Raw genomic sequence first — 24,153 nt, 5'->3', positions numbered from 1 at the left:
AGAACCGGCGCGCATGGCCGGGACGGGAAGACTGGATCTCAGCTGGCTGGCCGGGGCCGGGCATCGACGCCCAGTTCCCGCAGCAGGCGGGCCCGCAGCGTGCCCCTTTCCTGCCCGGCGTCGGCGCCGACGCCGTAGGACGCGGCGATGCGTCCCTTGCGCATGACCAGGATGCGGTCGGAAATGGCAATGGCCTCGTCCACATCGTGTGTCACCAGCAGCACGCCAGGCTGGTGACGTGCCACGAGCTCCTTCACCAGCACATGCATCTTGATGCGAGTCAGCGCATCGAGCGCGGCGAACGGCTCGTCCAGCAACAGCAAGCGGGGCTCGCGCACCAGCGCGCGAGCCAATGCCACACGCTGCGCCTGCCCGCCGGAGAGTCGTCTGGGCAGGTCGTTTTCACGCCCGCCGAGGCCAACCTCGCGCAGAGCCGCCTCGGCGAGCGGCCTGCCCTTGTCGTCCGGGATGCCCAGCGCGACATTGCGCCATAGCGGGAACCACGGCATCAGCCGATGCTCCTGGAAGACCACGGCAGGCTGCGCGGGGCCGTCCACGTGGCCGGCGTCGATGGGGTCCAGACCAGCCAGCGCGCGCAGCAGCGTGGTCTTGCCGCAGCCGCTTTCACCGAGCAGCGCGACGAATTCGCCGGCGTCGATCTGCAGGTCGAGATCGTCCACCACCACATGTTCGCCATACTGACGGCGCAATCCACGGACGACGACCGCCGCTTCGCCGCGCTGGCGGGTTGCTGTTTGCGCGGACATCAGCGTGAACCCTTTGCGTCGTAGTTGGGATGCCAGGACAGCAAGCGGCGTTCCAGCAGGCGCGCCAGGCTATCCGCGAGCACGCCGATGGCGGCGTAAATCAGGAGGGTGAGTACGATGACATTGGTCTGCAGGAACTCGCGGGCATCCATGGCGAGGAAGCCGATGCCTTTCGTCGTGGCGATCGTCTCGGCGATGACCAGCGCCAGCCACGACACGGCGAGCGCATAGCGCACGCCGGTCAGGATGGACGGCATGGCACCCGGCAGCACGATCTTCGAGATCTGCTCGCCCAGGCTCAGGCCCGTCACTTTGCCAACCTCCAGCAGCTTCGGGTCCACCTGCCGGATGCCCAGCACCGTGTTGATATAGATCGGGAATAGCACGGCCAGCGAGACGAGGAAGATCTTGCCGCTCTCCTCCACGCCGAACCAGACGATGACCAACGGAAGCAGGGCAAGGAACGGGATCGCCCGCACCATCTGCACCGAGCGGTCCAGGACGGCCTCCGCCAGGCGGGAGAAGCCCACCAGGATGCCCAGGCCAAAGCCAATCGCGCCACCGATGGCAAAGCCGGTCGCCGCCCGTGCCAGGCTGTATGCGAGGTGAACGAACAGCGATCCGTCACGGATCATTTCCCATGCCGTCCGTGCGACGCTGCTGGGCGCCGGCAGCACCTGCGGTTCGATATAGCCCGCGCGGGACAGGAATTCCCATACGACCAGGACCAGTACGGGCGTGGCCCACGAGATCGCCAGGAACCCGGCATTGCCGAGCCTGCGCTCGCGGCCGCGGGCTTTCTCCTTCGCGGCTGGCGGCGCGGCAGTCCGCACGTCGAATGGCTTTGAGGCGCTGGATGTCATGGAAACTGGCTCGTCCCGCGACGAGTAGAATTTGAAACCGGGGCAACGCGGCAAGGCAGGACTGCCTCGGCCGGTGAGTGAGCGTCAAAGCTTACTGTCTGGCCAGTTACGCGGGAAATAACAAGTCTGGATATGCATATGTCTTTCGGCGCATCCAGCGAAGTGGAGGAGACATCCCGGCCGCGCCTGCGCGTTCATGCATTTGCGGCAGAGCGGCTTTTCAGGATGCCCGCGATTGGCTTTGAAATCGCGGATGGCAACGGTCTTTGCTGTTCGACAGAACAGGAGGCACCACAGGACGCGGAACCGGGCTATCGGCTTTCGGCTTTCGGCTAACCATTGTCCGGCCCGTCCCCTGTAGCGATTCCCTGCCATGCGTGCGTCGCCTCAGGCGGGCGTCTTGCGAAACTTCTCGTGCAGTTGGCGCAGCAGCGGCGTGGGCGTCATGCCGTTCTTCTTCTCTACGCCGATCAGCCAGCCGGTGCGATGCCAGTCCTGCACGATGCGGTCGATCACGGCCTGGGTATCGGTCTCACCCTTGCGCACCCAGATCACCGATGGGGACGGGATCAGGTCGCGCGGCGAAACGATCTCGTAGTCCTTCCAGTCGGCGTTGTTCTCCACCAGGTCGCGCAGCGTCGGGCTCACATGCACCGCCGCCACGCAATTGCCGCCCCTGAGCGCCAGCAGCGACTCGGGCTGGCCGCGGAAGGCCCTGATCTGCGCGCCGTACTGCTCGGCCAGCGGCTTGGTGAAGTTGCTGCCCTGCGAAACGCATACCGGCTTGCCTTTGGCGTCTTCCCACCTGGCGATGCCGCTACCCTTCCTGGCGATAGCGGCGCCACCGACCTCCTCGAATGGCGTGGGCACGAAGGACAGGATCTCGCTGCGCTCCTGCGTCCATTGCATATTGGCGATCAGGATATCGACCTTGCCCTGCTGCAGGAACTGCACGCGGTTCGAGGGCTGCACCTGGATGGTTTCCAGCGTGACGCCAAGGCCCCTGGCCACACCCTCGGACAACTCCACGTTATAGCCCACGTGCTTTTGCGTGGCCGGGTCGATGGTGCCGAAGGGCGGGCCGGAGAGGACCACGCCCGCCACGAGCTTGCCGCGCTGCCTGATCTTGTCGAGCGTGGCATCCGCATGCGCGACGCCCGCGGACAGGCAAAGCAAGGCGGCGACGATTCGGGCAAAGGACGAGAAGCGGAAGACGGAATTCATGCGGACCACGCGCCGAAGCAAGTGAAAGGGAGGCGGGCATCTTGCTGGATCACGCTGACGACCACAAGAAAGGGTTTCGGATATGGATATGCGCGACCCCGGGCCGGGCGCCGGGGCAATGAGGCGAGCTCAGGAATCAGCGTTGGCGTGAGAGCCCGAGCCCGGCGCATGCCATCCGCCGGTCCTGGTGCACACAGCTATCCGAGTAAGAACCTGCGCAAATACTCGTAGGAAAGCCGTAGAAAGTCATGCTGGAATCAGCCCTGGAGCGCTCTCCGATTCCAGCCACGGCTCACCACCCGCCGGCATCTTGAGCCAATACTGTCCGCATCCATCACCAGGAACCCTCATGTCGCAGCCCCGCAGCACCGAGCACGATATCCATCCGCTTTTCCTGCAGCGCTGGTCGCCGCGCGCCTTCACCGGCGAGGCGATCGAACCCGCCACGCTGCTGCGCTTCTTCGAGGCGGCGCGTTGGGCGCCGTCCGGCTACAACGCCCAGCCGTGGCGCTTCGTCTACGGGCGGCGCGATACACCGGCCTGGCAGCCGATTTTCGACGCGCTTTCGGAGTACAACCAAGGCTGGGCACGGAGCGCGTCGGCGCTGGTGGCCATTCTGTCGCGCAAGGTGTGGATCCCGCCGGGCAAGACCGAGCCGCAGGACATCGCCACGCATTCCTTCGACGCCGGCGCGGCCTGGGCCAGCCTGGCCTTCCAGGTAACGCTGTCGGGCTGGCACGCACATGGCATCGGCGGCTTCGACAAGGCGCGGTTGCGCGAGGCACTGGCGGTGCCGCACGACTATGCCATCGAGGCTGTGATCGCCATCGGCAAGCAGGGCGACAAGTCGCAGCTGCCTGAAGCATTGCAGGCGCGCGAGCAGCCCACCCAACGCCATCCGCTGTCGCACCTGGTGGCCGAGGGCCGCTTTGCGTTCGTGGAACAACCGGGCGCCTAGGCGTCGAAGGCTCCTCCCAGGAAGCCGGCATGAACGACAAAGGCCGCCAGCATTGCTGGCGGCCTTTGTCGTTCATGCCCCGAGCCGGGCTTAGAAGTCCAGCCCGCCCGGCAGCGCCGGTGCGGCATCCGCCTTGGGCAGCTCGATCACCGCCGCATCCGTGGTCAGGATCAGGCCGGCCACCGAGGCCGCATTCTGCAGCGCGGTGCGGGTTACCTTGGTCGGATCGACCACGCCGCCTTCCACCAGATCGCCGTATTCGCCGGTGGCCGCGTTGTAGCCGAAGTTGCCTGCCCCCTCGGCCACGCGCGCCACCACCACGCTCGCCTCTTCGCCAGCGTTGGTGACGATCTGCCGCAGCGGCTCCTCCAGCGCACGCAGCACGATCTTGATGCCGGCCTGCTGGTCGGGATTCGCGCCGGTCACGTCCTTGACCGCCTGGCGCGCGCGGATCAGCGCCACGCCGCCGCCGGCGACGATGCCTTCCTCAACCGCGGCGCGGGTGGCATGCAGCGCGTCTTCCACACGGGCCTTCTTTTCCCTGACCTCGACCTCGGTGGCACCGCCCACCTTGAGCACGGCCACGCCGCCGGCAAGCTTGGCCACTCGCTCCTGCAGCTTCTCGCGGTCGTAGTCGGAGGTGGCTTCGTCGATCTGGGTGCGGATGCGCTTGACGCGCGCCTGGATCTGATCGGCATCACCTGCACCGTCGATGATGGTCGTGTTCTCCTTGCCGATCTCCACGCGCGCGGCCTGGCCCAGCTGCTCCAGCGAGACCTTCTCCAGCGACAGGCCCACTTCCTCGGCCACCACCTGCCCGTTGGTGAGGATGGCGATGTCCTCCAGCAGCGCCTTGCGGCGGTCGCCGAAGCCCGGCGCCTTGACTGCGGCAGCCTTCAGGATGCCGCGGATGTTATTGACCACCAGCGTGGCCAGCGCCTCGCCTTCCACGTCCTCGGCGATGATCAGCAGCGGGCGGCCGGCCTTGGCCACCTGCTCCAGCACCGGCAGCAGGTCGCGGATGCTGGAGATCTTCTTGTCCACCAGCAGCAAGAAGGGCTGCTCCAGCACCACTACCTGCTTCTCCGGGTTGTTGATGAAGTATGGCGACAGGTAGCCGCGGTCGAACTGCATGCCCTCCACCACTTCCAGCTCGTCGGCCAGCGACTTCCCGTCTTCCACGGTGATCACGCCTTCCTTGCCTACACGGTCGATGGCTTCGGCGATGCGCTCGCCGATGGCGCTCTCGCCGTTGGCCGAGATGGTGCCCACCTGGGCGATCTCGCGGCTGGTGGTGGTGGGCTTGCTGATGCGGCGCAGCTCCTCGATGGCCACCGCCACCGCCTTGTCGATGCCGCGCTTCAGGTCCTGCGGGTTCAGCCCCGCCGCCACATACTTGACGCCTTCGCGCACGATGGCCTGGGCCAGCACGGTGGCGGTGGTAGTGCCATCGCCGGCGTTGTCGCTAGTGCGCGAGGCCACTTCCTTGACCAGTTGCGCACCCACGTTCTGCAGTCTGTCCTGCAACTCGATTTCCTTGGCCACGGACACGCCGTCCTTGGTCACCGTGGGGCTGCCAAAGCTGCGCTCCAGTACCACGTTGCGGCCCTTTGGGCCCAACGTCACCTTCACTGCGTTGGCAAGGATGTTGACGCCCTCCACCACCTTGGCCCGTGCCACGTCGCTGAACACTACGTCTTTTGCTGCCATTGCTATTGGTCCTGTGTCTTTGTCTGGTTGATCTTGATTGTTCGTGTCGCGGTACTTCAGCGCTCGACCACGGCGACGACGTCTTCCTCGCGCAGCACCAGCAGTTCCTCTCCGTCCACCTTGACGCCCTGGCCGGCGTACTTGCCGAACAGCACGCGATCGCCCAGGCGCAGGTCCGGCGTGATGCGTTCGCCGGCCTCGTTGCGGCGGCCGGGGCCGACGGCGACGACTTCGCCCTGGTCGGGCTTCTCGGCGGCACTGTCAGGAATCACGATGCCGGATGCGGTGCGGGTCTCGTTGTCGGACCGTTTGACGAGGACACGATCGTGCAGGGGACGAAGGCTCATGCTGGCTCCAGGGAAATGAAATGCAGGGAGTGGTAACAGGTCGAATCGGATCGAATCGAATCGGCAGATGAGCACACCGCGGTGACACCGCGATGTTTGCAATCAGCACTCAATGCCGGTGAGTGCTGAGTATAAAAACGATGCCGCGCACGGCCAACTGCTTGTTTCGCATTTCCATAGTCACGCGGCTTACGAGCCGGATCGCTCGCATTGTCGCCAGGTTTTTTTGCCCGCTTCACCGCCGCCAGACCGGTGGAACCCGCACGGGCCGCCGTGGCCGTCCGCTAACGCGAATGTTGAAATGCCGTTGTGGGTTGCGGATTCAACCGGTCAACGCAACAGCTTGATGGAATCGCTCCGCCGAGCAGCCTCTTTAAACCCCAAACATTCACGTCTAATCTGCCTGTCTTTTGCCAGATACATTACGAAATCCGGGGGGTATTCGTTGCCGGGAATCAATGCTGTAATTCTCCGCGGGTATATTGCGAATCAATCTAAATTAAAAAAACAAAATTTCAGGGAAAACATGCGAGCCATCACCATCGCTCTTGTTTATGCGAGCAGCCTTTTTGCAGGCTGCGCGTCCATCGTAAGCGGCACCAACCAGGTGGTTTCCGTGGAAACCCGTGACAATGATCAGCCGCATGCCGGTGCGAAATGCAAGCTGACCAATAGCAAGGGGACTTACTACGTCACCACTCCGGGCACGGTCACCATCAATAGAGCCTATGGCGATATCAACGTGCGGTGCGACAAGGACGGGCAAGAGCCGGGCCTGGCCACAGTGAAGTCGACGACAAAAGCCATGGCCTTCGGGAACATACTATTCGGTGGAGGTGGCGCGATTGGCGTCGCCGTGGACACCGCCTCGGGCGCGGCTTATGACTACCCTGAAGTCATCCTGGTACGCATGGGTGAAAACTCGATTGTCAGCATTCCGACAACGGGTGGTGGACTAGCGCACGTCGAAGCCTCTCTTCCCGCGGCCACCGGCTATGCTGACGCTGCCAATGTCGATGCCGTGCCCTATATGCGCGCACGCAAAGGCTACGCAACCTATCGTGAACGCAAGGCACCTAAAGCATTCGTGCTGGCCGATGGCGGACACTATGCCTTCTGGACCAACAACTCGAACGCCATCGACAAAGCCATGGCACGCTGCCGGGAAATGCGCTTCACCAATTGCCGCCTCTACGCCTATGACGACGTCGTAGTCTGGCCGCACGGGGTCGCTATCACACGAGAAGACCCGCCAGAAGGTGAATCCAGAAACAAAGTACTAAGCCGCTCTGGTACGCAGCCGTAACCGGAATCGCGCGCCAACCGTTTCCGCTCCGGCAAATCAAGCATCCTTGGGAGGAGAAAAAAACATGGAGATTTGTCGGGTCGAACTTGTCGAATGGATCGAAAACGCCGACGGACCACTGGGTTGGCTGAGTCCGTCGTCGGACAGTTTCGACCTTCGAGCCTCGAGAGACTCCTCGCATGATCAAGATTCGAGCGACAGGGTAGGAGACCGATGATCGCTTACGTCTCGAAACCGACCTTCAGGATTCGGTCCAAGGATGTATCAGATGGGTTGGGGCTTCAACCGCTCACTGGCAATGCGCTGATTAGCGAGCCTGCCCCCGAACTCATTGTGTAACATTGGAGCGAACACGACTTCACCATCTCAAGGCCTCTGAGCGCTGAAGAATCGCGGCGCAGCGTCGTGAGCGAGCTTCGCCTCACACGCTTTGTTACTTCAACTGCCTGCGGCTACGAAACGTCTTCGGACGCTGCCGTTGCTGCCCGAACATACGAAGCTCGAAAGCACCGTCGGCTTGGACACGATATATGCCTTCTGATTTTCCTACCAGCCTGCAGTTCGATGGCATCGCAGAGTTCGTGGCGGTAGCGCGACTGGGTTCCTTTACTTCTGCGGCCGACGAGCTTGGCCTGACGAAGTCCGCAGTCGCTCGCGCGGTTTCGCGCCTTGAGGCACGACTTGATGCGAAGTTACTTCACCGCACGACGCGTCGTCTTACGCTGACGTCCCATGGCGAAGCGTGGCTAGAACATTGCGCGGCCGCGCTGGATGAACTACAACGAGGCGAGGACATTCTGAAGGTCGCGCAGAACAGCCCGGCAGGTCAGGTTCGAATCGACCTCCCGACCGCGTTCGGCCGGCTATACGTGATGCCGGTCTTGCTCGAGGTGGCGGCCCGATGTCCTGCCTTGCAACTCAACGTCAGTTTCACCGACCGGCTGGTCGATCTGATCGATGAGGGCATCGATCTCGCAGTGCGTATTGGCGAACCAGGCGACTCTACCGATCTGGTCGCTCGAAGGCTGGGCGTGCAACAAATAGTCATTTGTGGATCGCCGGCGTATGTCGCTGCGCGTGGCGCGCCCCAGCATGCGGCCGACCTTGCCCGTCACGATTGCATTGCCAGCTGGAATTCCCCGCGTCGCATGGCCTGGTTGCTCAAACAGCCTGACGGCTCAGTCGTTCCGCATACCGTACCGATCAAGCATAGGGTGTGCGACTTCGAGATGGTGCTGGCGGCGATCAAGTCGGGACATGGGCTCGGTCAGCTCCCGCTATGGATGGCACAGGATGACATCAGAAGCGGCCATCTTGTCACCGTGCTCGACAGGATGTCGGGCAGCGAGGTGCCAATCAACCTGTTGTGGGCCCGGACACCCGCGTTGCCGGCGAAGGTTCGCGTTATCGTCGATGCCCTGCTCGACCGCGCGCGTCAATTTCCGGTAGCGGCGCCCGGGCGATAAGCCGCTTACCTCGTGTGACCGAAGTTGACGAGCCACGCCACGCTCCAGCGGTCGGACAACGGCGAATCCCTGTCTGCTCGCCGCGTTCACCAGATTGCGGGAAGGAACTTCAGGGCGGGAGATACGACGTGGTCCTACTCGTAGACCCCGTAGTCCGTGTAGCCCCGGGCTCCCGCCGTATAGAACGTATCCTCATCCCATTCATTGAGCGGCCAGCCGTTGCGCAGGCGCTTGATCAGGTCGGGATTCGCGATGAAGGGCTTTCCGATCGCAATCAGATCAGCCTCTCCCGAATCGACAGCTGCCTGTCCACTATCCCGCAGATAGCCGCCGGCGAGGATCACGGGTCCCCGAAAGGCGCCGCGGAACGCCCGTAGAAAATGTTCGGGAATGGCGACGTCGTCGGCCCATCGGGTCTGGTCGCTGATGTGCACATAGGCGATGCCGCGCGCCGAAAGCTCGGACGCAAGCGTCAGGTACGTCTCGGCCTCGTCATCGAAAGCCGGCATTTCGTTGTAGCGGCCAAAGGGCGACAGGCGGATGCCAGTACGCTCGCCACCGATGGCGTTGACGACCGCATCGACCGTCTCAAGCGTGAAGCGAAGACGATTCCCGATCGAGCCGCCGTACCGGTCGTCGCGGGTGTTAAGCGCTCCATTGATGAACTGATCATGAAGATAACCGTTGGCACCGTGGATCTCGATGCCGTCGAATCCACCTTCGCGAGCATTGCGCGAGGCCTGGGCAAACTCGCCGACGATCTGGGACACCTCCTCAGTGCGCAACGCGCGAGGCCTGCCTTGCAACAGAAAGGCCGGTTGGCCATTTTCGTCGAACGCCATCGAAATCGCTTTCGTCGCCCCAGTGTCGGTGGAGCTGACTGTGCGCTGGCGATTCGGCTGATGTGAAACGTGACTTGCGCGGCCACCATGCCTGATCTGCCCGAAGATCACCCCGCCATGATCATGAACCGCTCCGGTTACATGGCGCCAGGCTTTGATCTGGGCCGGGGTGTACAGGCCGGGCTCGAACGCCCAGGTGCGAGCCCATTCGCTGATGGAGATGCTGCCAGTGACAATGAGACCGGCGCCCGCGCGCTGCGCAAAATAGCGGGCCGTGTCGAGCTGCGGCGCCCAGTCCGCGTTGCGCGCGCGCGAGCGCTCCATTGGTGCCATGACAACACGGTTCTTGAGGCGAAACGGTCCAAGATCGTACGGATCGAACAAAGAAGACATAGAGTTGGCTCATTTGAAGTAGTCCAGAACGTGCTCACTCTAGGCCGGTCGATGCAAATGAATAACGGCCCGCGCCTCGACTCAGAGTTGCGTCGGAAGCGACAATGCCGTGGGTGTTTGCGCCTGGCCGACACGATGGCCGAGTGGCTGATCCGGGTGTCAAGGCAGTCCCTCTCGAACGGGCGTAGCGCTGCGGTACAGGTCAACTCGAGCGTGACAGGTCGGAGACAGGACGAAGTGCGCCGAAGGCGATGGCCACCTCGTACTTCCGCCCTGGCCATTCCCAGCTTACTCATCGCAGAAGTAGCAGCTCAGCTCACCCTCAATCCGACCTATACTACGATCGTCGTTTCACTGCAGGATGAACTATGGAATACGCTCCCAGCATCAGCCAGCTCGCCGGCCTGCTGGCGGACCCGGGGCGCGCCGCCATGCTGTGGGCCCTGATGGACGGCAGCGCGCGGCCCGCGGGCGAACTTGCCGCCATTGCCGGCCTCTCGGCTTCGTCCACCAGCGGTCACCTCGCGCGCCTGAGCGAAGGAGGCCTGCTGGCGGTGCAGACGCGCGGGCGCAATCGCTACTATCGCCTCGCCACGCCGGAGATCGGCGTGGCCATCGAAGCGCTGGCCAGCGCGTCGCTGGCCAGCCGTCCGACGCGCGCGCGCGCAGTGCCCACGTCGCGTACCGCGCCGGCGGCGCTGCGCCAGGCCCGCACCTGCTACGACCACCTGGCCGGCGAGCTTGCCGTCGCCCTGTTCGAGCGCATGGCGCGCGCCAGCTGGATCGCGGTGGCCGGCAATGCGGTGGAGCTCACCGCGAGCGGAACGCAAGGCATGGCGCAACTTGGCATCGACCTGGAGATGGCCAGGCGCAAGCGCCGCCAGTTCGCCTGCACCTGCCCCGACTGGAGCGAGCGCAAGCCCCATCTCGGCGGCGCGCTCGGCGCCGCGCTGCTGCAAAGCCTGATGGACCAGCGGTGGATCGAACCCACGTCGGCCTCGCGCGCCCTGCGCGTGACACCGCTGGGCCAGCGCGAGATCTGGCGCATCGCCGGCTGAGCCCCGGCGAGCCACCGGGCCAATGATTCTTCCGACCACACCAAGACCGCAGCAAAGGAGGTAGATGCGATGAGCGATGGACTGACTGACGAAGCGCGCGAGACACTCTGGCGCCTGATCGAACTGATCAACCTCGGCGACGCGGCCATGGCCGAGAAACAGCAAAAGCTGTTCGACGAGGCGCTCGCCAACGCCGACGACGCGGACGAGATCGCAGGCCAGGAACTGCTGTGGCTGCTCAAGGACGTGATCGACTGGGAATCCGGCTTCTATGTCGACTGGAAGGATTGCGCGTCCTTTATCAGTTGCCTGGACGAACTGTGCGCACGGCTGGACATCGAGATCGACTGGGGCGTCGAGGATCCGGAGGACGAGGACTTCCTCGAGAAGGCCACCGTTCCCGAACTGATGGAGCTGGCGACCGAGCAATTGCGGATGGCGGGCATCACGCTGTGGAACTGGAATACCGATGGGGATGCCTATGCCGGATGGATTGCCCGCGGCGAGGATGACGAGGAGATGACGAGCGCGGCGGAAATGCTCGGGCTCGATATCCGCGCCGGAGATCAGCCGTACTGAGGGCTCACCCCTTGGGCGGCGACAGCCGGGGATCGATCCGGCCCAGCGTATCCTCCAGCACATCGAGGAACACACGCACACTGGCCGGCATCAGCTTGCGCGCCGGCATCAGCACGAACACCTTCAGCGGTGATGTCGTATAGGCGGGCAACACCCGCACCACCCGCCCCTGATCGAGCTCGTCCTGTACGTAACGCGGCGACAGGCGCGCCACGCCCAGCCCGTCCAGCGCGGCCTTGAGGCGGAGCTCCGCACTCTGCGTGCGCATGCGCGGCTCCACCGGCAGGCTCGCGACCTCGCTGCCGTCACGCAGGAACTCCCAGCGGCGGTCTTCGGCATTGCCCAGTATGGGCCAGCAGACCAGGTCCTGCGGCGTGCGGGGCAGGCCACGCGCGCGGATCAGCGAGGGCGACGCAAAGAAGCCCCGTTCGATCAGCACCACGCGCTTGCTGGCGAACGAGCTGTCGTGCAGGCCGGTATCGGTCATGACGAAGGCCAGGTCGTAGCCGCGCTCGACGAGATCAGGCTGGTCCCAGGTCACGTCCACTTCCACGCGCAGCTCGGGATGCAGGCGCAACAGCCGCGTGATGACGGGCGACAGGTGCAGCGAGCCCACTTCGTAGGGCGTGGAGATGCGCAGCGTGCCACTGACCTGTTCGCTGACGGATGCGGCCTCGGCGCTGATCTCGCGCAACTCGGAGAAGAGCGGCGCGACGCGGTCGTAGAGCTGCTGGCCGCGCTCGGTCACGCGCACGCGGCGCGTGGTGCGCTCGAACAGGCGTACGCCGAGCTGCACTTCGAGCCGCGCCACGGCGGCACTGGCGGAGGATTTCGGCACGTCGGCCAGTTCTGCGCCCCGGGTGAAGCCGGCACCCTCCACCACCCGGCAGAAAATCTCCCAGTCCTTCCATTCGATCGTCTTCATGCGTCGTTCCTGTCGCCTCGTCGCGCACCTGCCGGCGCCGGAGCCATTGTCCCACAGGGCGAACAATGGCATGGGCGGCGGGCAGTGTCCGCGGAGGGGAAGAAACACCCCCGGCAAAAAATGCCTTGATAATTTACAACGTAAATATACACTGTAAATCATCGCTGCCCGGCACACCGGCCGGCCAGGCTCGTGAATCACTTTGCCGCGCTTTGCTGCGTATCCACCCCGTATCCGCGCCACCCGAACCATGGCAAAAAACCTGACCCAGGACGAAATCGACGCTTTCAAGGCACGCCTTTGCGCAGTGGCCGAACGGCGCTTCGCCGAAGGCGGCGTGGCCAGCGTCAGCATGCGCCAGCTCGCGGATGAACTGGGCTGCAGCCCGATGACGCCGTACCGCTATTTCCGCGACAAGGACGACATCCTGGCCGCAGTGCGCACCGCGGCATTCGATCGCTTCGCCGCCGCGCTGGAGGCCGCCGGCGCGGGCGCCAGCGCCGCCGAGCCGCGCGACCGGGCGCGCGCGGTAGGCCAGGCTTACCTGGATTTCGCCTTCGCCGAGCCCAATGCCTACCGGCTGATGTTCGAACTGACCCAGCCGGGCGATGCGCGCTATCCGGAACTGGAGCGCGCCGGGTCGCGGGCGCGCCGCACCATGAGCGCCCACCTGGAAGGCATGGCCGAGCGCGGCCTGATCCACGGCGACCCGCATGTGCTGAGCTACGTGATCTGGGCCTCGATCCACGGCCTGGTGATGTTGCGCCTGGCCGGCAAGCTGCCGGACGAACCCGGCTACCGCGTCATCCACGCCGAGATGATGCGCCTGCTGGGACAAGGCATGCGCATGCCGGTGGCCGGCCCGGCCAGCGCGCCCGCCGCGCACACGCCGGCCGCCACATCCGAAGCCGCCCCCGAAGCCGCCCCCGAAGCCAAACCCGAAGCCAAACCCCAAGCCAAACCCCAAGCCACCCCCACCGCCGAACCGGAACCGGCCCGGCAGCAGACCAGGAAAAGGAGCACGACATGAGCAAGCCGTTCCCGCCTTCGCCCTATCTCAGCGGCAATTTCGCCCCCATCCTGATGGAGTGCGACGCGCCCGACCTGCCAGTGCTGGGCGAATTGCCGCGCGCGCTGCGCGGCACGCTCTACCGCAACGGACCCAACCCGCAGTTCGCGCCGCGCGATGCCTTCTACCACTGGTTCATCGGCGACGGCATGGTGCATGCCTTCCATATCGAGGACGGGCGCGTGCGCTACCGCAACCGCTGGGTGCGCACCAACAAGTTCCAGCGCGAACAGGCCGCCGGCGGCGCCCTGTTCGGCAGCTGGGGCAATCCGGCCACCACCGACCCCGCGGTGGCGGGCCAGAACGACGGCGTGGCCAACACCAATATCCTGTGGCATGGCGCGCGCCTGCTGGCACTGGAAGAAGCCGACCTGCCGGTGGAGCTGGACCGCGAGACGCTGGCCACGCGCGGCGACGTGGACTACGGCGGCAAGCTGACGGGTCCCATGACCGCGCACCCCAAGGTGGACCCGGTCACCGGCGAGATGGTGTTCTTCGCCTACTCGGCCGACGGCCCCTTCACGCCCTCCCTGCGCTACGGCGTGGTGGACCGTGCCGGCCAGCTCCAGCGCCTGGAACGCTTCGAGGCGCCATATCCGAGCATGGTCCACGATTTCATGGTGACGCAGAACCACGTGCTGTTTCCCATCCTGCCGGTGACCGGCAGCATGGAGCGCGCCATGCGCGGCGAACCGGCCTATGCGTGGGAGCCGGAGAAGGGCTCGCATATCGGCATCATGCCGCGCCAGGGCGGCGTGGCCAGGATGCGCTGGTTCCGCGGCGAAGCGTGCTACGTCTTCCACGTGATGAATGCATGGGAATCCGGCAACAGGATCATCGCCGACGTGATGCAGTACGACACCGCACCGCTGTTCAACCCCAACGCCGACGGCGCACGCGCGCGCTTGTGCCGCTGGACCTTCGACATGGCCGGCAACTCGGACACCTTCACGCGCGAATACCTGGACGACATGGCGGGCGAGTTCCCGCGCTTCGACGAGCGCTTCGCCACCCTGCCCTACCGCCACGGCTACTTCGCGTTTCGCCAGCACGAAAGCAGCGCGCGGGGCAGCTATGACGGCCTGGCCCATATCGACCTGCGCAGCGGCAAGCGCACGGTGCACGTGCTCGACGAGGGCGACGCGGTCTCCGAGCCGGTATTCGTGCCGCGCGCGGCCGACAGCGCCGAAGGCGACGGCTGGCTGATCGCCACGGTCTTCCGCGGCGCGGAGAACCGCAGCGACATGGTGGTCTACGAGGCCGGCGCCATCGCCGACGGCCCGGTGGCCACGGTGCAGTTGTCGCACCGCGTCCCGTTCGGCTTCCACGGCAACTGGCTCGGCGCCGACTGAACCGCCGCCGCGCCTGCGGACACTTTCATTGCCACGCGGCCGGGCAACCATCGGGCCGCAAGATCCCCAAGGAGAACAGCATGGGAATTCTGACTGGTTTCGCCCCGTTCATCGCCTTCTTCATCGCCACGCGCCGCGTCTCGCCACTGGCGGGACTGGCCGCCGCCCTCGCGGTCTCGCTGTTCCTGTGCGCACGCATGTGGCGGCGGGGCGAATCGCTCAAGGTGCTGGAGCTTGGCACGCTGGTGCTGTTCGGGCTGCTGCTGGCCTATACGCTGGTGGCCGCGCCAAGCTGGACGATAGCCACGGTGCGGCTGGCGGTCGATGGCGGCCTGCTGGCCATCATCGTGATCTCGCTGGCGATCGGCAAGCCGTTCACGCTGCAATATGCGCGCGAACGGGTCGCGCCGGAGCTGTGGGACTCGCCCCGCTTCCTGGCGGTGAACCGCCACATCACGCTGGTGTGGGCGGTGGCCCTGGCCGTGCTGGTGGCCGCCGACGCGGCCGCCGAGTATGTGAGCGCGATCCCGCTGTGGGTCGACGTGGCGGTCAGCCTGGCCGCCATGGGCGGCGCGGTGCTCTTCACCATCCGCTACCCGCAGGCGGTGCGCCGCGCGGCCGAAGCGGCAGCGGCGAGCCAGCCGCAACGCTAGGCGAGCCCGGGACGGCGGAGCCCGCCCTTTCCTTTTGCCGGTTCGGCGCGCCGCGCTCAGTGCTCGAACATGATCACCGAGCGCGCGAGTTCGCCGCGGCGCAGTTCGTCGAAGGCTTCGTTGATGTTCTCCAGCGGCATGCGGCGCGAGATCAGTTCGTCCAGCCTGAGCTTGCCCGAGAGGTAGAAGTCCACCAGCCGCGGCATGTCCACCGGGAAGCGGTTGGAACCCATCATCGAGCCCTGGATGCGCTTCTCGGCCAGGAAATCGGTGCCCTTGATCTCGATCTTCACGCCCGGCGCGATCATGCCGATCACGGTGGCGGTGCCGCCCCGGCGCAGCATCGAGAAGGCCTGCTCGGCGGTCTGCTTGAGGCCGATGGCCTCGAAGGCGTGATGCACGCCGCCGCGCGTGAGCGCGCGCACGGCTTCCACCGCATCGGTATCCGCCGCGTTGACCACGTCGGTCGCGCCGAACTGTTTCGCCAGCTCCAGCTTGCCCGGCACGCGGTCGATTGCGATGATGCGGCCCGCGCCGGCGATGGCCGCCCCGTTGATGGTGGCCAGGCCGATGCCGCCGCAGCCGATCACGGCCACGGTCTCGCCGGGCTGCACGCGCGCGGTATGCACCACCGCGCCCACGCCGGTGGTCACGGCGCAGCCGATCAGCGCGGCGCGGTCCAGCGGCATCTCGGGGCGGATCGCCACCAGCGCATGCTCATGGATCAGCATCTGCTCGGCGAAGGCCGACAGGTTGAGGAACTGGTTCATCGGCGCGCCTTTGGCCAGCAGGCGCGGCTCCTCGCCCTCGCGGCGCCTGGTGTCGGGCTCCACGCATAGCGACAAGTGGCCGGTCAGGCAGTGCTCGCAATGGCCGCAATAGGCCGACAGGCAGGTGATCACATGATCGCCGGGCTTGACCGTGCGCACCTCCGAACCCACCTGCTCGACAATGCCGGCGGCCTCGTGGCCCAGCACCACCGGCGTGGGGAAGGGATAGGCACCGTCCAGGAAATGCAGGTCCGAATGGCACACGCCCACCGCGGCCGTGCGCAGCAGCACCTCGCGCGGGCCGGGCTTGCCGATGGCGACGTCTTCGATCACGAGCGGGGTCTTGGGTTGATGCATGACGGCGGCTTTCATGGGTCTCCTCGTTGTCCGACAGGGTTCGAATGCGCATGCGGCGCCTCGCGCAGCAAGGGCTACCATACAGCCGAAACGGGATTCGGTGAAGCCGTCCGGCCGGCCCTCGTCAGGTGGCAGAGGCGGCAGGGGTCGCCGCTGCCGCTGTGGCGGGCGTCGCGGCTGCGGCCGCGGCCGCAGCCGCCTCGCCGCGCTGGCGGTGATACTGCCGCAGGATCTGCTGCCCGACCGACAGGCGCGAGGCCACCGGCACCGGGAAGCGCACCAGCGCGTCGAGCTTGTCCGCGGCCACGGCCTCGAACAGCACGCGCGGCTCGAACTGCGAGAGATCGAGGAAGCGCGAGCCGCCGTACTCCTGCAGGCTGTGCCGGGCCTCGGCCAGGAACGGCGCGCAGACCTGCTCGGTGATGGCGATCAGGTCGGCCTCGACGCGGTCCGGGTCGCATTTCTCCGGCAACGGCAGTCGCAGGGTATCCAGCGTGTACTTGCCGGCTTGCGAATGGTTGCGCACGGCCGAGGTCAGCAGCGTGCTGTTGGGGATCTGCACCGTGGACCCGGTGAACTGCCGCGTGCCGGCGATCTCCACCAGCGTGGTGGTGAGCGCGTCCATGTCCACCACCTCGCCGGAATATGGCCCGATCTCCACGATGTCGCCGAGCTGGAACGGGCGCGCCATCATGCGCAGGAAGGCGCCCAGGAAACACATCACCAGTTCCTTGCCGCCGATCACCAGCGCCACCGCGAAGGCGGTCAGCGAGATCGCCACGCTCTTGAGCTCGGACACCCAGATGCCGAGCAGCAGCAGGAACACCACCGCCGCGACCGCGTTGCGCGAGGCCACCGTCCAGGTGCGGTAGCTGCCGCGGTTGTCCTTGTCGGCGAGCTGGCGCGACTGGAAGAAGCGGTTGACGAACTTCACCGCCACCATGCCGGCGAGCACGATGGCAAGGCTCAGCCCGATGTGCAGCAGATAACTATCGTTGAAGGGCAGGGTCATGAGGATTAGTCCGAATACGGCTTGGCAGCGCTGCCGGCAGGGCCGCGCCTGCGCGAAGTCAAACCCCGATTCTAGCCATGCTGCAATGCACGATCGCAAAACATGGCTTCCCGCGCGCGACCCGGCACGCACGGAACCATGCCCCATCGCGGTGCGCGACCGCTTCCGCCGCGCCGCGTTTTCTCTTATGATGCCGCCGTATGTACCAGCCGGTGAATGTATTGCATGCCTGTACGCGGCATGCCAGCCGGGCTGGGTCGCACGCCGGCACCGCCGGCGAATGCGGGCGGTGCCGGCAGGCCCGGCCCTCCTGCCCCAACCCCTCTCGCCCATGACCATCGAGCCTCCCGCCACCGGCACCGCTCCGCCCGCCCTGCGCCGCACCTTGCGCGCGCGCCACCTCACCATGATCGCGATCGGCGGCTCGATCGGCACCGGCCTGTTCGTCGCCTCCGGGGCCACCATCGCGCAGGCGGGCCCGGGCGGCGCGCTGGCGGCGTATGTGCTGATCGGCGCCATGGTGTACTTCCTCATGACCAGCCTGGGCGAGCTGGCGGCCTATATGCCGGTGTCGGGCTCGTTCGCCACCTACGGCGCGCTCTACGTGGACGAAGGCTTCGGCTTCGCGCTGGGCTGGAACTACTGGTACAACTGGGCGGTGACCATCGCGGTGGAGCTGGCGGCGGCGCAACTGGTGATGCTGTACTGGTTCCCCGATACGCCCGGCCTGCTGTGGAGCGCGCTGTTCCTTGGCGTGATGTTCCTGCTCAATGCCATCTCGGTGCGCGGCTTCGGCGAGGCCGAATACTGGTGCGCGCTGGTCAAGGTGGTGACGGTGATCGCCTTTATCGTCATTGGCGTGCTGATGATCTTCGGCATCCTGCGCGGCGACGGCGGTGGCCTGCCGGTCGGCCTGCAGAACCTGACCGCGGGCGATGCGCCCTTCGTCGGCGGGCTGCCCGCCATGATCGGCGTGGCCATGATCGCCGGCTTCTCGTTCCAGGGCACGGAGCTGATCGGCGTGGCCGCGGGCGAATCGGCCGATCCGGCGAAGAACATCCCGCGCGCCGTGCGCCAGGTGTTCTGGCGCATCCTGCTGTTCTACGTGCTGGCGATCCTGATCATCGGCATCCTGATTCCCTACACCGACCCGAGCCTGCTCAAGAACGACGTGGAAACGGTGGGCGTGAGCCCGTTCACGCTGGTGTTCCGCCATGCGGGCCTCGCCTTCGCCGCCGGGGTGATGAATGCGGTGATCCTGACGGCGGTGGTGTCCGCCGGCAACTCCGGCATGTACGCCTCCACCCGCATGCTCTACAACCTCGCCACCGAAGGCCGCGCGCCGCGCATCTTCGCGCGGCTCACGCGCAACGGCGTGCCGCTGGCGGCGCTGCTGGCCACCACCGCGGTGGGCGCGCTGTGCTTCCTGACCTCGCTGTTCGAGAGCAAGTCGGTCTACCTGTGGCTGCTCAACCTGTCGGGCATGACGGGCTTCATCGCCTGGCTGGGCATTGCGGTGAGCCACTACCGCTTCCGCCGCGGCTTCGTGGCACAGGGGCTGGACCTGTCGCGCCTGCCTTATCGCTCGCCATTTCTCCCGTACGGCCCGCTGTTCGCCTTCGGGCTGTGCCTGGTCGTCACGCTGGGGCAGAACTACCAGGCCTTCACCGACGGCAAGATCGACTGGGTGGCGGTGACCGCCACCTATATCGGCATCCCGATCTTCCTCGCGATCTGGCTGGGCTATCGCATCGTGCGCAAGACGCATTTCGTACGCTATGCCGACATGAAATTCCCGCCGCTGCCACCTGCGCGAAGCGAGGCGGGCGGCCCCGCCCTTCCCGCTGCGGCGACGGCCGAATAAAGAGCACCAAGCAGTCATCCTGAGAGCCCATAAGAAAACCAAAGCGCTGTACCACAACAACAAGGAGAGTTGATTTGAAACACGCAATCCACAAGAGCCTGCTGGCGCTGGCCGCCGGCCTCGCGCTGTCGGCCCACGCCGCGCCCAGCCTGGTCGAATCCGTGCAGGGCTACACGCTGAAGAACGACCAGGTCGCCAGCTTCACCGGCCTTGTGTTCGACCAGGGCAAGGTGCTGGCCACCGGTGACGCCGCCGCGTTGCGTGCGCAGTATCCCGATGCGAAGCGCATCGACGGCCAGGGCAAGACCTTGCTGCCGGGCCTGATCGACGCGCACGGCCATGTGTTCCGCCTGGGCTTCAAGACCACCGAGATCTCGCTGTCGGAAACCAGGGACCTGCAGGAAGCGCAAGGCATCATCCGCGCCTATGGCGTCAGCAACCCGCAACGCAAGTGGTTGCTGGGCTATGGCTGGAACCAGGTCAACTGGAAGCTGGGCCGCTTTCCCACCGCGGCCGAACTGGACGCCGCCGTCTCCGACCGCCCCGCGCGCCTGGTGCGCGTGGATGGCCACGCCGCGTGGCTCAATACCAGGGCGATGCAGGCCGCCGGCATCACGCGCGACACCAAGGACCCGGCAGGCGGGCGCATCGAGCGCGACGCCAACGGCAATCCCACCGGCGTGCTGGTCGACAAGGCGATGGCGCTGGTCAACAACGTGATCCCGCCTTACTCCGACGACGACCGCCGCGCCGCGCTGGCCGCCGCGCTCGCGCATATGAACGCGCTCGGCCTGACCGCGGCGGGCGACGCTGGCGTGACCGCGCAGGAGGACCGCATCTACCGCGAGTTCGCCGACCAGGGCAAGCTGACCACGCGCATCTACGGCATGATCCGCGACACCGGCGACGACTTCAAGGCGCTCTCGGCCAAGGGCCCGCTCTCGGGCTATGGCAACGACCGCTACTACCTGCGCGCCGTCAAGCTGTACGGCGACGGCGCGCTGGGCAGCCGCGGCGCGGCCCTGATGGCGCCCTACTCGGACGACCACGTGCACAGCGGCCTGCTGTTCATGAGCGACGCCGCCATGCAGGCAGCCGTCAAGACCGCCATCAAGGCCGGCTACCAGGTCAATGTGCACGCCATCGGCGATGCCACCAACCACCAGGTGCTGGACGCGCTCGAAGTGGCCTACAAGGAAGTCGGCGGCCGCGAACTGCGCAACCGCATCGAGCACGCGCAAGTCGTGTCGCTGCCGGACATCCCGCGCTTCAAGAAGCTCGACCTGATCGCCTCGATGCAGCCCACCCATGCGACCAGCGACATGAACATGGCCGAGGACCGCATCGGCCAGGAACGCATCAAGGGCGCCTATGCGTGGCAGACCATGCTCAGGCAAGGCACGGTGATCGCCGGCGGCTCGGACTTCCCGGTGGAATCCGCCAACCCCTTCTACGGCCTGCACGCTGCGGTGACGCGCACGGACCACCAGGGCCGCCCGATCAAGGGCTGGCACCCGGAAGAAGCGATGACGCTGACCCAGGCCTTCCGCGCCTTCACGCTGGACGCCGCCTACGCGGAACACCAGGAGAAGACGCTGGGCTCGCTGGAGCCGGGCAAGTGGGCCGATTTCATCCTGGTCGACCAGGACCTGTTCAAGGTCGCGCCGGGCGAGATCTGGAAGACCCGCGTGCTGCAGACGTGGGTGGCCGGCGAACGCGTCTACGCACAAGGCGAACGGCGCTGAGCCAGGCCTGAATCACCGGGGCGGGCCGCCGCCCCGGAAAGACCCTGCGGCCCGGCAGGGTTCTGCAGACCGGTGATCCGTGCAAGAATACGGCCTATTGCACCGCAGCAGCGCTGCGGCGGCAACGTCCCCTGACGCAATCGCCCGGGAAATCGTTTCACGATGCCACCCGGGCGGCCAGACACAGGAGAAGCCACGCCCATGTACCACGGAGAACGCTTCAACGGTTACAGCCACCTCGCCGGCGCCGTCCTCGCGGCCGCCGGCACGGCCGTCCTCGTTACCTCCTCCGCCCTGTACCACGATGCCTGGAAGGTCGTCAGCTCGGTGGTCTACGGCAGCACGCTGGTGTTCCTCTACACCATCTCCACGCTCTACCACAGCCTGCGCGGCCGCCCCAAGGACGTGCTGCGGCGGCTGGACTACTGCGCCATCTACCTGCTGATCGCCGGCAGCTACACGCCGTTCGCGCTGGTGACGCTGCGCGGGCCGTGGGGCTGGACGCTGTTCGGGGTGAACTGGGGGCTGGCGCTGATCGGCATTGCGCAGGAGTTGTGGATCGGCAAGCGCACGCGCATCTTCTCGCTGCTGATCTACGTTCTGATGGGATGGCTGGTGCTGTTCGCGTTCGGGCCGCTGGTGGCGGCGCTGCCGGCCGCGGGCCTGTACTGGCTGGTGGCCGGCGGCGCGCTCTACACGGCGGGCATCGGCTTCTTCCTGTTCGACGAGAAGGTGCGCCATTTCCACGGGATCTGGCACCTGTTCGTGCTGGCGGGCAGCGCCTGCCAGTTCGCGAGCATTTTCTGGTACGTGGGATAGGCGCCGGCGGCGCCATCCTCACCGCACGGCGCCCGTCTCCCGCATGCTTTCGATCTCGGCTTCGCCGTAGCCATATTCGGCCAGCAGCTCGCGCGTGTGTTCGCCCAGGCCTGGCGCGGGCCGCACGTATTGCGCGGGCGTCTCCGACAACTGCACCGGCAACCCCAGCGTCTTGATCGCGCCGGCCACCGCATGCTGCTGCTCGACCACCATGCCGCGCGCCAGCGTCTGCGGGTGGGCGAGCGCCTCGCCGATCGAATGCACCGGCCCCGCCGGCACTCCCGCGCGGTCGAACTCGGCCAGCCAGTGCGCCGACGGCCGGCCGCAGAGGATCCCGGCCATGGCAGGCAGCAGGCTGTCGCGGTGGCGCATGCGGTCGGCATTCAGGCGGTAGCGCGGGTCGTCCAGCCACTCGGGCTTGCCCAGCACCTGCGCGATGCGTTCCCAGTTTTTCTCGTTGGCGCCGCCGACGATGATATGGCCGTCCTGCGTCGGGAAGGCCTGGTAAGGCGTGGCGAGGATATGCGCCGAGCCGCTCGGCCCCGGCGATTCGCCGGTGGCGAAATGGATGGCGGCGTGCCAGTAGAGCTGCTGCAGGCCGGCCTCGATCAGCGAGGTTTCGACCACCTGGCCGCGTCCGGTCTTCTGCTTGTGCTGGCAGGCGGCGAGGATGCCGAAGGCGGCCAGGATGCCGGCGTTGATATCGGCGATGGAGTTGCCGGTGCGCAGCGGCGGCCCGCCCTCCTCGCCCGTGATGCTCATCAGGCCGGCGAAGCCCTGCGCGATCAGATCGAAGCCGCCCTTGTCCGCGGCGGGGCCGCTGCGCCCGTAGCCGGAGATGGCGCAGTAGATCAGGCCCGGGTTATGCCGCGAGAGCGTGTCGTAGCCGAGGCCGAGCTTTTCCATCGTGCCCTTGCGGAAGTTCTCGATCACCACGTCGGCATCTTTCACCATGCGCAGGAAGACCTCGCGGCCCTCGGGCTGCTTCAGGTCCAGCGCAATGGCGCGCTTGTTGCGGTTGAGCATCAGGAAGGGCGCGGAGACACCGTTGATCTGCGGCTCGCGGTAGCCGCGCGCGTCATCGCCGCCGTCGGTCTTCTCGATCTTGATCACCTCGGCGCCGAGATCGGCCAGCATCATGCCGCAGGTGGGGCCGGCCATGATCTGCGCCAGCTCCAGCACGCGCATGCCGGAAAGAGCGCCGGGGCGGGGAAATGCGTTGGTATCCTGCATCGCGGGTGCGCTCCGTCGGGGCCTAGCTGCCGCTGAACCGCGGGGTTTCCTTGGCGAGGAAGGACTGGAAGCCGGTGCGGAAATCCCCGGTATCGAAGCAGTCGAAGGCTTCGTCCAGCTCGCGCGCGTCCAGCGTCTTGCCGGCTGCCAGCTGGCGCGCGAACTTCTTGTGCCAGCGCGCCACCAGCGGCGCTCCGGCGGCGATGCGCGCGGCGGTGGCGCGCGTCTCGGCGGCCACCTCGGCGTCCGCCACCACGCGCGACACCAGGCCCATGCCGAGGGCTTCGTCGGCGCCGATGATGCGGCCTTCGAACAGGATCTCCAGCGTGCGCGCCTCGCCCACCAGGCGGATCAGCGGCGCCATCTCGGCATGCGCCATCACCAGGCCGAGGTTCTTGATCGGCGCGCCGAAGCGGCTGCCCGCGCCGCAGATGCGGATATCGGCCATGGCCGCCACTTCCAGCCCGCCGCCCACGCAGATGCCGTGGATCTGCGCCACCACCGGGTGCGGGCAGTCGAGGATGGCCTGCGCGGTGGCGTGCATCACGCGGCCGTAAGCAATGGCCTGCGCCTTGTTGGAGCGGGCCGTGGCGAACTCGGAGATATCGTTGCCGGGCGAGAAGGCGCGCTCGCCGGCGCCGCGCACCACCACGCAGCGCACCGACATATCGGCGGACAGGGTGCGAAAGGCGTCACCAAGCTGCTGCCACATCGCCAGCGTCAACGCATTGAGCTTGGCCGGGCGGTTGAGCACCACGGTGGCGACGGCGCCGTCGCGTTCGAGCAGGAGCGGCGCTTCGCCGGTGGTGGCTGCGTTCGGGATTTCGTTCATGCGGGGTCT

Annotated in this window: 23 protein-coding genes; 12 read left to right on the top strand and 11 right to left on the bottom strand. The window is 66.3% G+C overall.

Going from position 1 to position 24,153, the window contains the following annotated elements; all coding sequences use genetic code 11:
* Positions 1 to 38: 38 nt before the first annotated feature.
* Positions 39 to 767 carry an ABC transporter ATP-binding protein gene (locus tag AC1DKV_RS06870; protein WP_441611884.1) on the bottom strand — a complete coding sequence of 243 codons (729 nt, stop codon included), beginning with the start codon at positions 765 to 767 and terminating at the stop codon, positions 39 to 41.
* Positions 767 to 1,630: an ABC transporter permease subunit gene (locus tag AC1DKV_RS06865; RefSeq protein ID WP_441611883.1), complete on the bottom strand. Its 864-nt coding sequence runs from the start codon at positions 1,628 to 1,630 to the stop codon at positions 767 to 769. The genes AC1DKV_RS06870 and AC1DKV_RS06865 overlap by 1 nt, the downstream gene beginning before the upstream one ends.
* A gap of 138 nt (positions 1,631 to 1,768) precedes the next feature.
* On the opposite strand from AC1DKV_RS06865, the gene AC1DKV_RS06860 reads away from it, so the two are divergent.
* Positions 1,769 to 1,966, top strand: coding sequence for a hypothetical protein (locus AC1DKV_RS06860; RefSeq protein WP_441611882.1), 198 nt, complete (start codon positions 1,769 to 1,771; stop codon positions 1,964 to 1,966).
* A 51-nt stretch (positions 1,967 to 2,017) separates the two neighbouring features.
* On the opposite strand, the gene AC1DKV_RS06855 is transcribed toward AC1DKV_RS06860, so the two are convergent.
* Positions 2,018 to 2,854, bottom strand: coding sequence for a transporter substrate-binding domain-containing protein (locus tag AC1DKV_RS06855; protein WP_441611881.1), 837 nt, complete (start codon positions 2,852 to 2,854; stop codon positions 2,018 to 2,020).
* A gap of 349 nt (positions 2,855 to 3,203) precedes the next feature.
* On the opposite strand from AC1DKV_RS06855, the gene AC1DKV_RS06850 reads away from it, so the two are divergent.
* The gene (locus tag AC1DKV_RS06850; RefSeq protein ID WP_441611880.1) at positions 3,204 to 3,812 is read left to right on the top strand and encodes a nitroreductase family protein; all 609 of its coding nucleotides are present in this window, start codon (positions 3,204 to 3,206) and stop codon (positions 3,810 to 3,812) included.
* A gap of 90 nt (positions 3,813 to 3,902) precedes the next feature.
* On the opposite strand, the gene groL is transcribed toward AC1DKV_RS06850, so the two are convergent.
* Complete coding sequence (gene groL / locus AC1DKV_RS06845; protein ID WP_441611879.1) at positions 3,903 to 5,522, bottom strand: chaperonin GroEL; 1,620 nt, start codon at positions 5,520 to 5,522, stop codon at positions 3,903 to 3,905.
* A gap of 56 nt (positions 5,523 to 5,578) precedes the next feature.
* Positions 5,579 to 5,869, bottom strand: coding sequence for a co-chaperone GroES (locus tag AC1DKV_RS06840; RefSeq protein ID WP_441611878.1), 291 nt, complete (start codon positions 5,867 to 5,869; stop codon positions 5,579 to 5,581).
* 112 nt (positions 5,870 to 5,981) lie between these two features.
* On the opposite strand from AC1DKV_RS06840, the gene AC1DKV_RS06835 reads away from it, so the two are divergent.
* Positions 5,982 to 7,175 (top strand): hypothetical protein, encoded by a 1,194-nt coding sequence (locus AC1DKV_RS06835; protein ID WP_441611877.1) that lies wholly within the window; start codon positions 5,982 to 5,984, stop codon positions 7,173 to 7,175.
* A 530-nt stretch (positions 7,176 to 7,705) separates the two neighbouring features.
* The gene (locus AC1DKV_RS06830) at positions 7,706 to 8,641 is read left to right on the top strand and encodes a LysR family transcriptional regulator (protein ID WP_441611876.1); all 936 of its coding nucleotides are present in this window, start codon (positions 7,706 to 7,708) and stop codon (positions 8,639 to 8,641) included.
* 134 nt (positions 8,642 to 8,775) lie between these two features.
* Here AC1DKV_RS06830 and AC1DKV_RS06825 read toward each other — a convergent pair whose 3' ends face one another.
* Positions 8,776 to 9,876: an alkene reductase gene (locus tag AC1DKV_RS06825; protein ID WP_441611875.1), complete on the bottom strand. Its 1,101-nt coding sequence runs from the start codon at positions 9,874 to 9,876 to the stop codon at positions 8,776 to 8,778.
* Between the two features lie 368 nt (positions 9,877 to 10,244).
* Between AC1DKV_RS06825 and AC1DKV_RS06820 the strand changes: the two genes are divergently transcribed.
* Positions 10,245 to 10,934, top strand: coding sequence for an ArsR/SmtB family transcription factor (locus AC1DKV_RS06820; protein WP_441611874.1), 690 nt, complete (start codon positions 10,245 to 10,247; stop codon positions 10,932 to 10,934).
* Positions 10,935 to 11,003: 69 nt separating this feature from the next.
* Positions 11,004 to 11,513: a DUF6630 family protein gene (locus AC1DKV_RS06815; RefSeq protein WP_441611873.1), complete on the top strand. Its 510-nt coding sequence runs from the start codon at positions 11,004 to 11,006 to the stop codon at positions 11,511 to 11,513.
* 4 nt (positions 11,514 to 11,517) lie between these two features.
* On the opposite strand, the gene AC1DKV_RS06810 is transcribed toward AC1DKV_RS06815, so the two are convergent.
* Positions 11,518 to 12,438: a LysR family transcriptional regulator gene (locus tag AC1DKV_RS06810; protein WP_441611872.1), complete on the bottom strand. Its 921-nt coding sequence runs from the start codon at positions 12,436 to 12,438 to the stop codon at positions 11,518 to 11,520.
* 250 nt (positions 12,439 to 12,688) lie between these two features.
* Between AC1DKV_RS06810 and AC1DKV_RS06805 the strand changes: the two genes are divergently transcribed.
* From AC1DKV_RS06805 to AC1DKV_RS06795, 3 genes are all read left to right on the top strand, one after another.
* Entirely contained in the window at positions 12,689 to 13,468 is a 780-nt protein-coding gene (locus tag AC1DKV_RS06805; protein WP_441611871.1) for a TetR/AcrR family transcriptional regulator, read from the top strand.
* Positions 13,465 to 14,859, top strand: coding sequence for a carotenoid oxygenase family protein (locus AC1DKV_RS06800; protein ID WP_441611870.1), 1,395 nt, complete (start codon positions 13,465 to 13,467; stop codon positions 14,857 to 14,859). Before AC1DKV_RS06805 ends, AC1DKV_RS06800 begins: the two co-directional genes overlap by 4 nt.
* Positions 14,860 to 14,939: 80 nt before the next feature.
* On the top strand, positions 14,940 to 15,512 hold the full coding sequence (locus tag AC1DKV_RS06795) for a hypothetical protein (RefSeq protein ID WP_441611869.1): 573 nt from the start codon (positions 14,940 to 14,942) through the stop codon (positions 15,510 to 15,512).
* A gap of 56 nt (positions 15,513 to 15,568) precedes the next feature.
* On the opposite strand, the gene AC1DKV_RS06790 is transcribed toward AC1DKV_RS06795, so the two are convergent.
* Positions 15,569 to 16,654: a Zn-dependent alcohol dehydrogenase gene (locus AC1DKV_RS06790; RefSeq protein WP_441611868.1), complete on the bottom strand. Its 1,086-nt coding sequence runs from the start codon at positions 16,652 to 16,654 to the stop codon at positions 15,569 to 15,571.
* Between the two features lie 109 nt (positions 16,655 to 16,763).
* Positions 16,764 to 17,651, bottom strand: a complete 888-nt coding sequence (locus tag AC1DKV_RS06785; RefSeq protein ID WP_441611867.1) for a mechanosensitive ion channel family protein — start codon at positions 17,649 to 17,651, stop codon at positions 16,764 to 16,766.
* Between the two features lie 331 nt (positions 17,652 to 17,982).
* Between AC1DKV_RS06785 and AC1DKV_RS06780 the strand changes: the two genes are divergently transcribed.
* The 3 genes from AC1DKV_RS06780 (at position 17,983) to trhA (ending at position 22,079) form a co-directional block, all read left to right on the top strand.
* A complete protein-coding gene (locus AC1DKV_RS06780; RefSeq protein WP_477137514.1) occupies positions 17,983 to 19,515 on the top strand; it encodes an amino acid permease in 1,533 nt (510 codons plus the stop codon).
* 74 nt (positions 19,516 to 19,589) lie between these two features.
* Positions 19,590 to 21,260, top strand: coding sequence for an amidohydrolase (locus AC1DKV_RS06775; protein WP_441611865.1), 1,671 nt, complete (start codon positions 19,590 to 19,592; stop codon positions 21,258 to 21,260).
* A gap of 201 nt (positions 21,261 to 21,461) precedes the next feature.
* On the top strand, positions 21,462 to 22,079 hold the full coding sequence (gene trhA, locus AC1DKV_RS06770; RefSeq protein ID WP_441611863.1) for a PAQR family membrane homeostasis protein TrhA: 618 nt from the start codon (positions 21,462 to 21,464) through the stop codon (positions 22,077 to 22,079).
* A gap of 18 nt (positions 22,080 to 22,097) precedes the next feature.
* Here the strand turns inward: trhA and AC1DKV_RS06765 are convergent, their stop codons facing one another.
* Together AC1DKV_RS06765 and AC1DKV_RS06760 are read right to left on the bottom strand one after the other, a co-directional pair.
* Positions 22,098 to 23,312 (bottom strand): CaiB/BaiF CoA transferase family protein, encoded by a 1,215-nt coding sequence (locus AC1DKV_RS06765; RefSeq protein WP_441611862.1) that lies wholly within the window; start codon positions 23,310 to 23,312, stop codon positions 22,098 to 22,100.
* Positions 23,313 to 23,334: 22 nt separating this feature from the next.
* Entirely contained in the window at positions 23,335 to 24,144 is an 810-nt protein-coding gene (locus AC1DKV_RS06760; protein ID WP_441611861.1) for an enoyl-CoA hydratase/isomerase family protein, read from the bottom strand.
* Positions 24,145 to 24,153: the final 9 nt, after the last annotated feature.

The sequence above is a fragment of the Cupriavidus sp. 05T41 genome, from assembly GCF_056396525.1.
Note: the sequence above shows the minus strand (reverse complement) of the source record. Positions and strands in the feature narration are given on the sequence as shown.